The 14,320-nt window shown below is 59.9% G+C and carries 14 protein-coding genes; 4 read left to right on the forward strand and 10 right to left on the reverse strand.

Translation table 11 applies throughout. From position 1 onward, the window contains the following. Positions 1 to 5 precede the first annotated feature (5 nt). From PSH97_RS09380 to PSH97_RS09390, 3 genes are all read left to right on the forward strand, one after another. The gene (locus tag PSH97_RS09380; RefSeq protein ID WP_305448949.1) at positions 6 to 1,043 is read left to right on the forward strand and encodes an NADP-dependent oxidoreductase; all 1,038 of its coding nucleotides are present in this window, start codon (positions 6 to 8) and stop codon (positions 1,041 to 1,043) included. A 73-nt stretch (positions 1,044 to 1,116) separates the two neighbouring features. Continuing rightward, entirely contained in the window at positions 1,117 to 1,719 is a 603-nt protein-coding gene (recR, locus tag PSH97_RS09385) for a recombination mediator RecR (protein ID WP_305448950.1), read from the forward strand. Positions 1,720 to 1,832: 113 nt separating this feature from the next. Beyond that, entirely contained in the window at positions 1,833 to 2,981 is a 1,149-nt protein-coding gene (locus PSH97_RS09390; protein ID WP_305448951.1) for an acyl-CoA dehydrogenase family protein, read from the forward strand. A 66-nt stretch (positions 2,982 to 3,047) separates the two neighbouring features. On the opposite strand, the gene PSH97_RS09395 is transcribed toward PSH97_RS09390, so the two are convergent. From PSH97_RS09395 to ccoG, 8 genes are all read right to left on the reverse strand, one after another. Then, a complete protein-coding gene (locus PSH97_RS09395) occupies positions 3,048 to 3,596 on the reverse strand; it encodes an adenine phosphoribosyltransferase (RefSeq protein ID WP_305448952.1) in 549 nt (182 codons plus the stop codon). A gap of 79 nt (positions 3,597 to 3,675) precedes the next feature. Further along, complete coding sequence (fnr, locus tag PSH97_RS09400; RefSeq protein WP_052965436.1) at positions 3,676 to 4,410, reverse strand: fumarate/nitrate reduction transcriptional regulator Fnr; 735 nt, start codon at positions 4,408 to 4,410, stop codon at positions 3,676 to 3,678. 128 nt (positions 4,411 to 4,538) lie between these two features. Then, on the reverse strand, positions 4,539 to 5,921 hold the full coding sequence (gene hemN, locus PSH97_RS09405) for an oxygen-independent coproporphyrinogen III oxidase (RefSeq protein ID WP_305448953.1): 1,383 nt from the start codon (positions 5,919 to 5,921) through the stop codon (positions 4,539 to 4,541). A 172-nt stretch (positions 5,922 to 6,093) separates the two neighbouring features. Beyond that, the gene (locus tag PSH97_RS09410; protein ID WP_305448954.1) at positions 6,094 to 6,777 is read right to left on the reverse strand and encodes a sulfite exporter TauE/SafE family protein; all 684 of its coding nucleotides are present in this window, start codon (positions 6,775 to 6,777) and stop codon (positions 6,094 to 6,096) included. Further along, on the reverse strand, positions 6,770 to 6,988 hold the full coding sequence (ccoS, locus tag PSH97_RS09415) for a cbb3-type cytochrome oxidase assembly protein CcoS (protein ID WP_102616084.1): 219 nt from the start codon (positions 6,986 to 6,988) through the stop codon (positions 6,770 to 6,772). Before ccoS ends, PSH97_RS09410 begins: the two co-directional genes overlap by 8 nt. Positions 6,989 to 7,010: 22 nt before the next feature. Further along, the gene (locus PSH97_RS09420) at positions 7,011 to 9,461 is read right to left on the reverse strand and encodes a heavy metal translocating P-type ATPase (protein WP_305448955.1); all 2,451 of its coding nucleotides are present in this window, start codon (positions 9,459 to 9,461) and stop codon (positions 7,011 to 7,013) included. Between the two features lie 135 nt (positions 9,462 to 9,596). Then, the gene (locus PSH97_RS09425; RefSeq protein ID WP_305448956.1) at positions 9,597 to 10,136 is read right to left on the reverse strand and encodes a FixH family protein; all 540 of its coding nucleotides are present in this window, start codon (positions 10,134 to 10,136) and stop codon (positions 9,597 to 9,599) included. Between the two features lie 11 nt (positions 10,137 to 10,147). Further along, a complete protein-coding gene (ccoG, locus tag PSH97_RS09430; RefSeq protein ID WP_305449768.1) occupies positions 10,148 to 11,563 on the reverse strand; it encodes a cytochrome c oxidase accessory protein CcoG in 1,416 nt (471 codons plus the stop codon). 531 nt (positions 11,564 to 12,094) lie between these two features. On the opposite strand from ccoG, the gene PSH97_RS09435 reads away from it, so the two are divergent. Beyond that, complete coding sequence (locus PSH97_RS09435) at positions 12,095 to 13,096, forward strand: metallophosphoesterase family protein (protein ID WP_305448957.1); 1,002 nt, start codon at positions 12,095 to 12,097, stop codon at positions 13,094 to 13,096. A gap of 55 nt (positions 13,097 to 13,151) precedes the next feature. On the opposite strand, the gene ccoP is transcribed toward PSH97_RS09435, so the two are convergent. Continuing rightward, complete coding sequence (gene ccoP, locus PSH97_RS09440) at positions 13,152 to 14,135, reverse strand: cytochrome-c oxidase, cbb3-type subunit III (protein ID WP_305448958.1); 984 nt, start codon at positions 14,133 to 14,135, stop codon at positions 13,152 to 13,154. Next, on the reverse strand, positions 14,132 to 14,317 hold the full coding sequence (locus PSH97_RS09445; RefSeq protein WP_003175465.1) for a CcoQ/FixQ family Cbb3-type cytochrome c oxidase assembly chaperone: 186 nt from the start codon (positions 14,315 to 14,317) through the stop codon (positions 14,132 to 14,134). The genes ccoP and PSH97_RS09445 overlap by 4 nt, the downstream gene beginning before the upstream one ends. Positions 14,318 to 14,320: the final 3 nt, after the last annotated feature.

A 14,320-nucleotide genomic window follows, 5' to 3' on the forward strand; every position in this document is an offset into this window, starting at 1 on the left:
CTCACATGCCACAAGCATTGACCCTCAACCAGCGTATCGTCCTGGTGTCCCGCCCGGTGGGCGCGCCGACACCGGAGAATTTCCGCCTGGAACGGGTAGCGCTGCCAGACCTGGCCGACGGTCAGGTGTTGCTCAAAACGCTTTATCTGTCGCTGGATCCCTACATGCGCGGTCGTATGAGTGACGCGCCGTCCTACGCTGCGCCGGTAGAAATCGACGAGGTGATGACTGGTGGGGCTGTCAGTCGTGTCGAACGCTCGCTGCATCCGAAATTCCATGAGGGTGATCTGGTGGTCGGCGTCACGGGATGGCAAAGCCACAGCATCAGCGACGGGCGCAACATCATTCCGATCCCGTCCGGGCTGCAGAGTCCGTCGATGGCCCTGGGTGTACTGGGCATGCCCGGCATGACCGCCTACATGGGGTTGATGGACATCGGTCAGCCCAAGGAAGGCGAAACCCTGGTGGTAGCGGCTGCGTCCGGCGCGGTGGGTTCGGTGGTCGGCCAAGTGGCGAAGATCAAGGGCCTGCGAGTGGTCGGTGTGGCCGGTGGCGCGAAAAAGTGTCGCTATGTGGTTGAGGAGCTGGGCTTCGATGCCTGCATCGACCACAAGCGCCCGGACTTCGCCGAAGAGTTGGCGCTGGCCTGCTTCAGAGGCGTCGATATCTACTTTGAAAACGTCGGTGGCAAGGTGTTCGATGCGGTGCTGCCGCTGCTCAACCCCAAGGCGCGGATTCCTCTTTGCGGTCTGATTGCGTCCTACAACGCCAATGAAGCGCCGAGTGGGCCAGATCGCTTGCCACAATTGCAGCGCACGCTGCTGACCAAGCGCGTACGGATTCAGGGCTTCATTGTGTTTGACGACTACGGTGACCGTCAGCCGGAGTTCATCAGCGCCGTGGCCCCATGGGTGCGTGACGGCAAGGTGAAATTCCGTGAAGACGTGGTCGACGGCCTGGAGAACGCACCCCAGGCGTTCATCGGTCTGTTGGAGGGACGCAACTTCGGCAAACTGGTGGTGCGGGTTGCGCCGACTGAGTAATTGACGGTGCTATTTGACGCTAAACAGAGGCGCGGGTATAAACCGCGTCTCGTTGTTATGTCGGACTTTTCCCATGAGCTTCAGCCCTTTGATTCGCCAACTGATCGATGCCCTGCGAGTTTTGCCGGGCGTGGGTCAGAAAACTGCCCAGCGCATGGCGTTGCAACTGCTTGAGCGTGATCGCAGCGGCGGCTCGCGGCTGGCCCAGGCACTGAGCCAGGCCATGGAAGGGGTGGGCCACTGCCGCTTGTGCCGCACGCTGACCGAAGACGATCTGTGCCCGCAATGCGCCGATCCGCGCCGCGACGATACCTTGCTGTGTGTGGTGGAAGGTCCAATGGACGTTTATGCGGTGGAGCAGACCGGTTTCCGTGGTCGCTACTTCGTGCTCAAAGGGCACCTGTCGCCCCTCGACGGGTTGGGACCGGACGCCATCGGCATTCCACAATTGATGTCGCGGATAGAAGAAGCGGGTACGTTTGCCGAAGTCATCCTCGCCACCAACCCGACGGTGGAAGGTGAAGCCACCGCGCATTACATCGCCCAGTTGCTGAGCAACAAAGGCCTGATCGCCTCACGCATCGCCCATGGCGTGCCGTTGGGTGGCGAGCTGGAATTGGTGGATGGCGGGACATTGGCGCATTCGTTTGCCGGGCGTAAGCCGATTGCCTTGTAGTGTCTGAACAGGCCCCTTCGCGGGCAAGCCTCGGTCTATCTGATTCACACAACGCTATTGAAAACCAAGCAAGCGCTCGGTTAACTTCGCTGAACCTTCAGTGGAGTTCGCCGATGCCTGCCTTTCAGGAATACTTCGACCCCAGCCACCAATTGGTCCGCGACAGCGTCAGACGTTTCGTCGAGCACGAGATTCTTCCGGACATCGATCAGTGGGAAGAAGCCGAAAGCTTCCCCCGTGAGCTCTACCTGAAGGCCGGCGCGGCGGGGATTCTGGGTATCGGTTATCCCGAAGCCTTGGGCGGCAGCCACGAAGGCGATGTGTTCGCCAAGATCGCCGCCAGTGAAGAGCTGATGCGCTGCGGTTCCGGTGGTCTGGTCGCGGGGCTGGGCTCGCTGGACATCGGTCTGCCGCCGATCCTCAAATGGGCCAGGCCCGAAGTCCGCGATCGCGTTGTGCCTCAGGTGCTGGCGGGCGAGAAGATCAGTGCCTTGGCCGTCACTGAGCCCAGCGGCGGCTCCGACGTCGCCAACCTGCAAACCCGCGCCGTACGTGACGGCGACTGTTACCGCGTCAGCGGCAGCAAAACCTTCATTACCAGCGGCGTTCGCGCGGATTTCTACACCGTCGCGGTGCGCACCGGCGAGCCGGGTTTTGGTGGCATCAGTTTGCTGCTGATCGAGAAGGGCACACCCGGTTTCACTGTCGGTCGTCAGTTGAAGAAAATGGGCTGGTGGGCGTCGGACACCGCCGAGCTGTTTTTCGATGATTGCCGCGTGCCGGTGAGCCATCTGATCGGTGCCGAGAACATGGGCTTCGCCTGCATCATGGGCAACTTCCAGAGCGAGCGTCTGGCCTTGGCACTGATGGCCAACATGACCGCGCAGTTGGCGCTGGAGGAGAGCCTGAAGTGGGCTCGTCAGCGTGAAGCCTTCGGCAAACCCATCGGCAAGTTCCAGGTGCTCAAGCACCGTCTAGCGGAAATGGCCACGGCGCTGGAGGTATCACGGGAATTCACCTACCGGCAGGCAGCGAAAATGGCCGCCGGGCAGAGCGTGATCAAGGAGATTTCCATGGCCAAGAATTTCGCTACCGACACGGCTGATCGCATTACGAGCGATGCGGTGCAGATTTTGGGTGGTTTGGGTTATATGCGCGAGAGCCTGGTGGAGAGGCTGTATCGGGATAACCGGATTCTGTCGATTGGTGGGGGGACGCGGGAAGTGATGAATGAGATCATCAGCAAGCAAATGGGGCTTTGAGTTTTTGCGGTGTTGCGGCTGACGCCATCGCGGGCTTGTCCGCGATGGCATCAGCACAGCCGCTGCTTATTTATCAGTAAGGGCAAACTGAGTCAGGCAGAAAGTAGGAATCCCCATGTCTTCCAGCCGCTGCGAGCCACCCAGCTCCGGCAAATCAATGATCGCCGCCGCTTCATGCACCCGCGCGCCCATGCGCCGAACCAGATTGGCCGCCGCAATCAGCGTGCCGCCGGTGGCGATCAGGTCATCGAACAGCACCACCGAATCCCCCTCGCACAGGCTGTCGGCGTGGACTTCAAGGAAGGCTTCGCCGTATTCGGTCGCGTAACCTTCGGCCAGCACGTCGGCGGGTAATTTGCCCTGCTTGCGGAACAACACCAATGGCTTGTTCAGCTGATACGCCAATATCGAACCGATCAGGAACCCGCGCGCGTCCATGGCCCCGATGTGGGTGAAGTCGGCCTCGACGTAACGATGGGCAAAGCTGTCCATCACCAGGCGCAGGGCAGTGGGTGACTGGAACAAGGGGGTGATGTCGCGAAAGATCACGCCCGGCTTGGGGAAGTCGATCACGGGGCGGATCAGGGATTTGATGTCGAAGGAGTCGAAGACCATCGTCGAAGTGTCCTGGCGGGCTGCAAACGTCGCAGTATAACGGCGGCTGAACCGTTTCGCTCAGCCGCCGTCGCCACGATCAGCCGTCGAGCGAGCCGCCGGCCAGGGCGCAGAGCTGGATCGGGTCGAGGATATGTATTTCCTTTCCCTCGGCGGCAATCAGTTCGTTTTGCTGGAAGCGGGTGAACACCCGGGACACGGTTTCCACCGCCAGGCCCAGGTAGTTGCCGATCTCGTTGCGCGACATGCTCAACCGGAACTGGTTGGCCGAGAAGCCCCGGGCCCGGAAACGGGCCGACAGGTTGACCAGGAAAGTGGCGATGCGCTCGTCGGCGGTTTTCTTCGACAGCAGCAACATCATTTGCTGATCGTCGCGAATCTCGCGGCTCATCACCCGCATCAACTGACGGCGCAGTTGTGGCAGTTGCAGGGCCAGTTCGTCGAGGCGATCGAAAGGAATTTCGCACACCGAGGTGGTTTCCAGGGCTTGCGCCGAGACCGGGTGCTTTTCGGTGTCCATGCCCGACAGGCCGACCAGTTCACTCGGCAAATGGAAGCCGGTGAGCTGCTCTTCGCCGCCATCGCTCAGGCTGAAAGTCTTCAGGGCGCCGGAGCGTACTGCATAAACGGAATCGAACGTGTCGCCCTGGCGAAACAGGAACTCGCCTTTTTTCAGCGGGCGACCACGTTTGACGATATCGTCCAGCGCATCCATGTCTTCCAGATTCAAAGAAAGTGGCAGGCAGAGAGGGGCCAAGCTGCAATCCTTGCAATGGGCCTGGCTATGAGCGCGCAGCTTTACTGGCTCGGACATTTCTTCAATCCTTGTGGGAAAACACACATAAGACGTAAGGGTAACCCACGGGAGGACATTCAGGCACGCGGCGATTTTGTCGCAGGGTCATAAAATCAGCGTCTCGCAGACTGGCCATGGGCTGATGGTTAGATAACCCGTGAAAACCGCTGGCGATTTTGCTGTTCCAGGTACGCGTCGAACACCATGCACACCGAGCGCACCAGCAATCGTCCGGCGGGCAGTACGGTAATCCGTTCGTTATCAAGTTTGATCAGTCCGTCGTCGGCCATTCCCTGCAATTGTGGCCAGAGTTTGCCGAAGTAACCCTGAAAGTCGATGTTGAAGGTTTGTTCGATCTGGGCGAATTCCAGGTTGAAATGGCAGATCAGTTGCTGGATGACCGCACGTCGCAGGTGGTCATCGGTATTGCACAGCAGACCACGACTGGTGGCCAGCTGTGCGCTGGCCAACGCGTTCTGGTACTGAGTCAGGTCGCTGCTGTTCTGGCAGTACAAATCGCCGATCTGGCTGATGGCCGAGACCCCCAAACCGATCAAATCGCAATGACCGTGGGTGGTATAGCCCTGGAAGTTACGTTGCAGGGTCGATTCTTCCTGAGCAATCGCCAATTCATCATCGGGCAGGGCGAAATGGTCCATTCCGATGTAGCGGTAACCGGCGGCCGTCAGTTGTTCGATGGTGCGCTGGAGCATTTCCAGCTTCTGTGCCGGTGCCGGTAAATCATTGCCGTTGATCCGCCGTTGCGGCATGAAGCGTTCCGGCAGATGGGCATAGTTGAACACCGAGAGCCGATCCGGTTGCAGGCTGATGACTTCGTCAACGGTGCGGGCGAAGCTCTCGGGTGTCTGTTTCGGCAGGCCGTAGATCAGATCGATGTTGATCGAGCGAAATTGCAGGGTTCGGGCCGCATCGATCACCGCACGGGTTTCTTCCAGGCTTTGCAGGCGGTTGACCGCCCGTTGTACCGCCGGATCGAGGTCTTGAACGCCGATGCTGACCCGATTGAAGCCCAACTCCCGAAGCAGGCCCATGGTCGACCAGTCGGCCTCGCGAGGGTCTATCTCGATGCCGTAGTCGCCGGAGTCGTCGTCCAGCAGATTGAAATGTTTGCGCAACTGAGCCATCAACTGGCGCAATTCGTCGTGGCTGAGAAAGGTCGGTGTGCCGCCGCCGAAATGCAGTTGCTCGACTTTTTGCGTCGGGTCGAGGTGACAGGCAATCAACTGGATTTCCTGTTCCAGGCGCTGCAAATAGGGCAGGGCGCGGCCACGGTCCTTGGTGATGACTTTGTTGCAGGCGCAGTAGTAGCAAATGTTCGCGCAGAATGGCACGTGCACATACAGCGACAGCGGCCGCAGGGCCTTGCGGCTGTCGCGAAGGGCATGAAACAGGTCGAAGGTGCTGACCTGGCTGTCGAATTGCACGGCGGTCGGGTACGAGGTATAGCGCGGTCCCGCCAGGTCATAACGGCGGATCAGATCTGTGTCCCAACGAATGGCGTCGAGCATGCGGGCATTCCCCCGGATAAGGCTGGCAGTGTGGGCGAGTCTAGGGAGAAGTGCGCAAAGGCATCTTGATTTGCATCAAGGGTCGGGATTTGTGTTGTCAGTGGGGGCCTCTTCGCGGGCAAGCCTCGCCCCTGCAGGAGCGAGGCTTGCCCGCGAAGGCCGCACCACCGATCTAATGCCCCATGAGCCAATGCTGATGCGGCCCCGGCAAGGTCCAGATGCCGAACACCATCACCAGCAAACCACCCGTCATGCGCACACTGCGTTTGCGCAACAACGCGGTAACGCGCTCGGCCGCCAGCCCTGTGGCGAGCAGCACCGGCCAGGTGCCTAGCCCGAATGCCAGCATCAGCAACGCACTGTCCAGGGCATTGCCCTGGCTCGCCGACCACAGCAATGTGCTGTAAACCAGCCCGCACGGCAGCCAGCCCCATAATGCGCCCAGCAGCAGGGCGCGGGGCAGGTTCGATACTGGCAATAGTTTGTTGGCAACCGGCTGGATATGCCGCCACAGGCCGCGACCGAGGCTTTCGATACGGGTCAGGCCGCTCCACCAGCCAGCCAGGTACAGGCCCATGGCGATCAGCAGCAGTCCGGCGAGGATGCGCATGAACATCGCCGCCGGGCTATTGGCCACGGCCCAGCCGGCCAGGCCGATCAGCAGGCCGGCCGCGGCGTAGCTGAGAATCCGCCCCAGGTTGTAGGCCAGCAACAAGCGGAAGCGTCGGCTGCGCTGTTCCTTGGGGATCGCCAGGGTCAACGCACCCATCAAGCCGCCGCACATGCCCAGGCAATGTCCGCCGCCGAGCAGGCCGAGGATCACCGCAGACACCAACAGTGGCGCCAACTCAAGCATGGGGCGGCGCCTTGTCGTCCGGTTTGGCCGGCTGGCCGCTGGCCTCGTCGACCGCTGCCTTGTGGTTCGGGTCCTGATCATCGAACAGGATGCTGTGGGCCGGGCCGTCGAGGTCATCGTACTGACCGCTGTCGACCGCCCAGAAGAAAATATAGATAGCGATGGCCACGATCAGCAGCGCGGCCGGGATCATCACGTAGAGAGCTGGCATCTGGACTCCATGCCCGCGCGGCTCAGGCCGGCAGCGGGCGGGTTTCTGGCGTGGTGCCGACAGCCGGCGCGCTCGGCAGGCGAGTCAGGCGCAGGGCATTCAGCACCACGGTCAACGAACTGATCGACATGCCGACCGCGGCCCATACCGGAGTGATCCAGCCGAGGGCAGCGAACGGCAACATGAGGCCATTGTACAGCGCCGCCCAGAGCAAGTTCTCGATGATGACCCGACGGGTGCGACGGGCCAGGCTGAAGGCTTGTACCAGCGCGTCGAGACGATTCGACAGCAGCACCGCATCGGCACTGGTTTTCGCCAGATCGGTGGCCGACCCCATCGCCACGCTGATGTCAGCGGCGGCCAGCACCGGCACGTCATTGACCCCGTCACCGAGCATCAACACCTTGCGGCCTTCGTTGTGCAGCTGTTGCAGCACCTGCAATTTATCATCCGGGCGCAAACCGCCACGGGCCTCGTCGATGCCCAGTTCGGCAGCGACGCTGGCGACCATCGGCGAGCTGTCGCCGGACAGCAGCAGCGTGCGCCAGCCGCGAGCCTTGCATGCTGCGAGCAGGGCGGGCGCGTCGGCGCGCAAACGGTCGTCGAGCACGAACCACGCCAGCGGCCCTTGGCTGTCGCCGAGCAGTAGCCATTGGCCGGGCTCATCGGGCATTACTGGCATTTGAGCGCCGCTGAGTTCGCAGACGAACCCCGGCTGACCAATGCGCAGGCGTTGTGCGCCGACCAACCCCTCCAGACCCAGCCCTGGCGTACTGTTAACTTCCTCGGCGGCCAGTGGCGCGCGACCAAAAGCCCGGGCAATCGGGTGCTCGGAGCGGTTTTCCAAAGCGGCGGCGAGACTCAGGCATTGATCGCTGGTCAGGGCCCCAAGCGGCCGGATCGAACGCAAGGCCAGACGACCTTCGGTGAGGGTTCCAGTCTTGTCGAAAATCACCGTGTCGATCTGGTTCAGGCCTTCCAGCACATGACCGCGCGTCAGCAAAAGCCCCAGTTTGTGCAGCGTGCCGGTGGCGGCGGTAAGGGCGGTCGGCGTGGCCAGGGACAAGGCGCACGGGCAGGTGGCAACCAGCATCGCCAAGACAATCCAGAACGCTCGCGATGAGTCCAGCTCCCACCAGAGCAGGCCAATGGCAGCCACTGCGATAAGCGTCAGCAGTAAAAACCACTGCGCGGCGCGGTCGGCGATTTCCGCCAGCCGAGGCTTTTCGGCCTGGGCGCGATCCAGCAGGCGGACGATGGCCGACAGGCGCGTGTCCTGACCCAACGCCAGGACTTTCACGGTCAACGCACCCTCGACGTTCAAGGTGCCGGCGGTGACGACATCGCCCGGGGTTCGTGGTTGGGGCAGGTATTCGCCGGTGAGCAGGGATTCGTCGATGCTCGACTGACCGTCGAGGATCTTGCCGTCGGCCGGCAGGATCGCTCCGGGGTGCACCAGCACCTGATCACCCACGCGCAACTCGCTGAGCAGAATCCGCTCGCTCTGACCGTCAGCGCTCAGCCGCAGGCAGGAGGCGGGCAACAGATTGACCAGCTGTGCGGTCGCGGCGGCGGTGCGTTCCCGGGCACGACGCTCCAGATAACGCCCGGCCAGCAGGAACAGTGCAAACATCCCCACCGCATCGAAATAAAGCTCGCCAACCCCGGTGATCGAGGTCCAGATCCCGGCGATATAGGCACTGCCGATCGCCAGCGACACCGAGACGTCCATGGTCAGGTGACGTGTGCGCAGATCGCGCATCGCGCCCTTGAAGAACGGCGCGCAGCTGTAAAACACGATCGGGGTGGTGAGAAACAGCGCGACCCAGCGCAGGATAGTGTGCAGCTCGGGGCTGAGGTCGATGTTGAATTCCGGCCAGGTGGCCATCGTTGCCATCATCGCCTGGAACCACAGCAGCCCGGCAACGCCGAGTTGACGTAGCGCCAGACGGTTTTCGCTGGCCAGTTGTTCGCTGGCGCGGTCGGCCTGATAAGGATGGGCGGCGTAACCGATGTGGCGCAATTCGCTGAGCACTTGGCTCAGCGGCAATTGTGCATCGGCCCAGCGCACATGCAGGCGATGGTTGGACAGGTTCAGGCGTGCTTCGGCCACCGCGGGCAAGGCGCGCAGGTGTTTCTCGATCAACCAGCCGCAGGCGGCGCAACTGATGCCTTCCATCAGCAGCGTGGTTTCGGCGAGTTCGCCTTCGTGGCGGACAAAGGGCTGCTGCACGTCGGCGCGATCATACAGCGCCAGCTCATCCACCAACTGCACTGGCAAGGCTTCGGGGTTGGCCGAGGCTTCGCTGCGATGCTGGTAATAACTTTCCAGCCCACCGGCCACAATGGCCTCGGCCACCGCCTGGCAACCCGGGCAGCAGAACTCGCGGGTATCCCCGAGGACGGCGGCCGTAAAGCGGCTGCCGGCGGGGACGGGCAGTGCGCAGTGGTAGCAGGGGGTTGGACTGGTCATGGGCGTGTTCCGATAATCGTTCCCACGCTCTGTGTGGGAATGCCTCCCCGGACGCTCCGCGTCCGCTTCGGCTGGGACGCGGAGCGTCCCTGGCTGCGTTCCCACGCAGAGCGTGGGAAACGATCAGGGTAAGGCTTATTTTTTCAGGTCTTCCGCACCCTGCAGCGGTTCATCACCGAGCAGCAGATCCTTGGCATGGCTGACCTGTTCTTCTTCGAACATGCGCCAGGTCTTGTCATCCTGCACACCCAGCAATTCGACAAAGCGACGACCTTCAATCTTGTCGCTCAACTGGCCAATGTAGCGGCCCTGTTCGGTTTCGCTGCGGGCCAGGGTGATCTTGCGATCCTTCTCCGGTTGAGTTGGCGAAATCAGGTTCAGCTCAAGGGTTGCAGGCGTGCTGTTGCCGCTCAGGCGCAGGTCGACTTCGCCGGTCACGTCATCCAGATGCACGCTGGCACGCAGTTGCAGGGTCTGGGCCAGCAGTTCGCGGTCCAGCGAACGGTTGATACCCTTGCCGGCCTCGTAATAGTTGTCGTTGACCAGGTTGTCCGGGTTGTTCACCGCGATGGTCACCATCGACAGGGTCAAGGTCACCGAGCAGGCCAGGATGGCGATGATGATCCACGGCCAAAGGTGCTTGTACCAGGGACTTGCGGCAGTTGCTGCGGACATGTTCACTTCTCTCAACGAATTTGTGGGCCGATGAATCGGCTCTTGGCTTCAACGTGGACGTTGGCGTCATCGGCATCCTTGAGGATGAATGTCACCTCGTTGGTGCTCGACGGCAGTTGTTCCGGTGCGCTGGACAGTTCGACCGGCTGGCTGAAGATCTCCCCGGCAGCGACTTTGATCTCGCGCTTGCCTTGCAGCTTGAGATCCGGCAGGCCGGTGGCTTCGAGCACGTAGGTGTGGTCGCGCTGATCCTTGTTCATGATCTTCAGGCTGTAGACGTTTTCGATCCGGCCTTCGGCGTTCTCGCGGTACAACACGCGGTCTTTACTGACATCGAAGCCGACCAGCGAACGCATGAAGAACGCAGTCATCAGCAACGCGATCATTGTCAGCAACACCAAGGCATAACCGATCAGGCGTGGGCGCAGTTTATGGGTTTTTTGCCCCGACAGGTTGTGCTCGGTGGTGTAGCTGATCAGGCCGCGGGGGTAATCCATCTTATCCATGATGCTGTCGCAGGCGTCGATGCACGCCGCGCAGCCGATGCATTCGATTTGCAGGCCATCGCGGATGTCGATACCGGTGGGGCAGACCTGGACGCACATGGTGCAGTCGATGCAATCGCCCAGGCCCTGGGCCTTGTAGTCGATACCTTTCTTGCGCGGGCCACGGCTTTCGCCACGGCGCGGATCATAGGAGACGATCAGCGTGTCCTTGTCGAACATTACGCTCTGGAAGCGGGCGTACGGGCACATGTAAATGCACACTTGCTCACGCAACCAGCCAGCGTTGCCGTAAGTGGCGAGGGTGAAGAAGCCGACCCAGAAATACGACCAGCCATCGGCCTGGCCGGTGAAGAAATCGATCACCAGCTCGCGAATCGGCGAGAAGTAACCGACGAAGGTCATGCCGGTCACGAAACCGATCAGCAGCCACATCGTGTGCTTGCTGAATTTGCGCAGGAATTTGTTTGCGCTCATCGGCGCCTTGTCGAGCTTGATGCGCTGGTTGCGGTCGCCTTCGGTGACTTTTTCGCACCACATGAAGATCCAGGTCCAGACGCTCTGTGGGCAGGTGTAGCCGCACCAGACCCGACCGGCATACACGGTGATGAAGAACAGGCCGAAAGCGCTGACGATCAGGATTCCCGAGAGCAGGATGAAGTCCTGAGGCCAGAAGGTCGCGCCGAAAATAAAGAATTTACGTTCCGGCAGGTTCCACCAGACGGCTTGATGGCCGCCCCAGTTCAGCCACACCGTGCCGAAATACAGTAGAAACAGCCCGGCACCGCCGATCATCCGCAGATTGCGGAACAGGCCGGTGAAGGCGCGGGTGTAGATTTTTTCTCGAGAGGCGTAGAGGTCGACGCTGTTGTTCGCGTTCTTGGCAGGTGGCGTGACGTCGTGTACCGGAATCTGATTGCTCATCATTGCATCCCACGGCAGTGGAAAAATGCCCCGGTCAGTACGTGCCGACCGCGGTCAAAAAGAGGTGTTGCAGTGGCGCAATGATACGCCTGTAGCTCTGGCACAAGGGTGCGACCTTTGGTCGCGTTGGGCAAAATCAATTGATGGTGTAGTGACTTGAATCAATTGACTTGTGGATTATGGACGGTTTTTCACGGTGCAGAATCAGAGGTGCTGCAATTCATAGGCGTTGCGTGGCCGAAGAGGCGGAGGCGGCGGGCAGGCCTCAGCCGGCATGCCGATCACGATAGTGCATGCCATGGCAGCGGCTTCATAGTTTGGCGCACTGCAGTCGGAAACAATCAAAACTCAAAGCAGGCAAAGTTGAAGTCGGGGGTAAGTTGTTTGTCGGCTTTAATCGTGCGCGGCGGAAATATATTTATTTAATTGGTTTTAGTTGGTTATTTGAGGTTTTTACTCGTTTCGAATAAGTTGGTCGGGCGCGGCCTTCAAGTACGCGCTTGTATTTAATGTTATTGGAAATGGAATTCTATGATTACTAAGAAAGTTAAACGATTCATGCTGGGCTTGTGTCTGCTGTCCGCAGTACCTTTGGCCAATTCAACCGAGGGCACTCCGCGTCATATGGTCTTCGTGTCGGATACACAATACCCCTGGACGGACAAACTCGACCGCAGAGAGCCTGAATCAGATGCGGATTTCAAGACGCGCTCCAAATGGCTGGTGGAATCCCAGTTTGCGAGTATTGCCGACTTCCGCAAAAATCATCCGCAATCGCAGGTGCCGCTGATGATCAACGGTGACGTCACCGCTTTCGGTCACGGCTGGCAACGTTCCTATATGAATTCGACATTGAAAAAATACTTCGGGAGCGATTATTTATATGGCCTGGGCAATCACGATTATGAGAATAATGTGGACGATTGCTTTAGCAATAATTGTGCGGCCGGCAGTATCGTGGAATTTAAAGAGCATCACATTGGAAAGGTCGACAGTTTTGATTTGAATATTACTGGCGGGTTTTTTAATAAGCTGTATTCGGGCAGTCTCGCCTATTCCGTAAACATAGGTGAAGTCCATATGGTGCAACTCAATAATGAGCCGACCTATACGACCAGAATTTCTCATGCGTTAAACCCGACGACGTTCGACATCACCAGTACGCTGGATTGGCTTGAAGCCGATTTGAGGCTCGCTCGGATTCAGGGTTACGCCATCATTATCAACATGCACAAACCCGAGGAAATGATGGGTAACATTGAGCAAGCGAGGCGCTTCTACCAAATGATCAGGAAGTATGAGGTCACTGCCATTTTTGCCGGTCATTACCATCAAAGAGGCGGCGCTGCCTTTAAAGAGAGTGACGTGCCAATGTACCTCAGCGGCGCCACTTCTCAGCAGACCTACCTGATTGCCAGTTTTACCGAGGATCGCAAGCAGTTGCAGGTCTATCTGGTGGAGAACAATCAATGGCAAAACCGGAGGCTGATCGATACGACTCCTGTGAAATCAATTTTCGCTAATCGTCCATGAAAAAGGCCCCGCCAAATCACTGGCGGGGCCTTTTGTGTTGCATCAAGCGTTTGCCTTACTGGGCGTCCGCCACGGGCGCTTTCTCACCGTGAGACAGGCTGTAAACGTAAGCAGCCAGCAGGTGAACCTTGTCGTTGCCTTGCAGCTGTTCCTGCGCAGGCATCTGGCCCTGACGGCCGTAACGGATGGTCTGCTGCAGTTGAGCGAAGCTCGAACCGTAGATGAACCCGGCAGGGTGGGTCAGGTCAGGGGCGCCCATCGCTGGGGTGCCTTTACCTTGCGGGCCATGGCACGCCACGCAGTTGGCGGCGAACAGTTTCTGGCCGGCAACCGGGTCAGCCTTGGTACCTTCCGGCAGCTTGCGGCCATCCAGGTTGGTCACCACGAACGCGGCAACGTCAGCAACGCCTTGCTCACCGATCACTTCAGCCCAGGCCGGCATCACGGCGTGACGACCGCCCATGATGGTGGTCTTGATGGTTTCTGCCTCGCCACCCCAGCGCCAGTCGGCGTCGGTCAGGTTAGGGAAGCCATAGGCGCCTTTGGCGTCGGAACCGTGGCAGACCGAGCAGTTGGAGGCGAACAGGCGGCCACCCATCTTCAGGGCTTGCGGGTCTTTGGCGACTTCTTCGATCGGCATGGAAGCGAACTTGGCGAAGATCGGGCCGAACTTGGCATCCGACCTGAGCATTTCCTTTTCCCACTCGTGAACGCCGGTCCAGCCGGTCTGGCCGTTGGCGAACGCGGTCTGCTTCTCGTTATCGAGGTAGTTGTAACCCGGCAGCAGGCCTTTCCAGTTACCCAGGCCCGGGTACAGCACCAGATAGCCGAGGGCGAAGATGATGGTGCCCACGAACAGCATGAACCACCATTTCGGCAGCGGGTTGTCATACTCCTCGATCCCGTCGAAGGAGTGGCCGACCGTTTCATCGGTGGATTCGCTGCGCTGGCCCTTGCGGGTGGACAGCAGCAGCCAGGTCAGGGCGAAGATGGTGCCGAGACTGAGGACTGTGACGTACAGACTCCAGAACGTAGTCATTCTTTGTTACTCCTAGAAGCTTGCTCGACGTGCTTGATGGCTTCGGGATCATCCGCGAAAGGCAGCAAGGTCGCGTCTTCAAACTCCGACTTGCGCTTGGGGCTGAACACCCACAGCGCCAGACCGATGAAGGCCACCATCACAACAACGGTGCCCAGGCCACGAATCATCCCGATATCCATCTA

Source organism: Pseudomonas cucumis (assembly GCF_030687935.1).
In the GTDB taxonomy this organism is placed as follows: domain Bacteria; phylum Pseudomonadota; class Gammaproteobacteria; order Pseudomonadales; family Pseudomonadaceae; genus Aquipseudomonas; species Aquipseudomonas cucumis.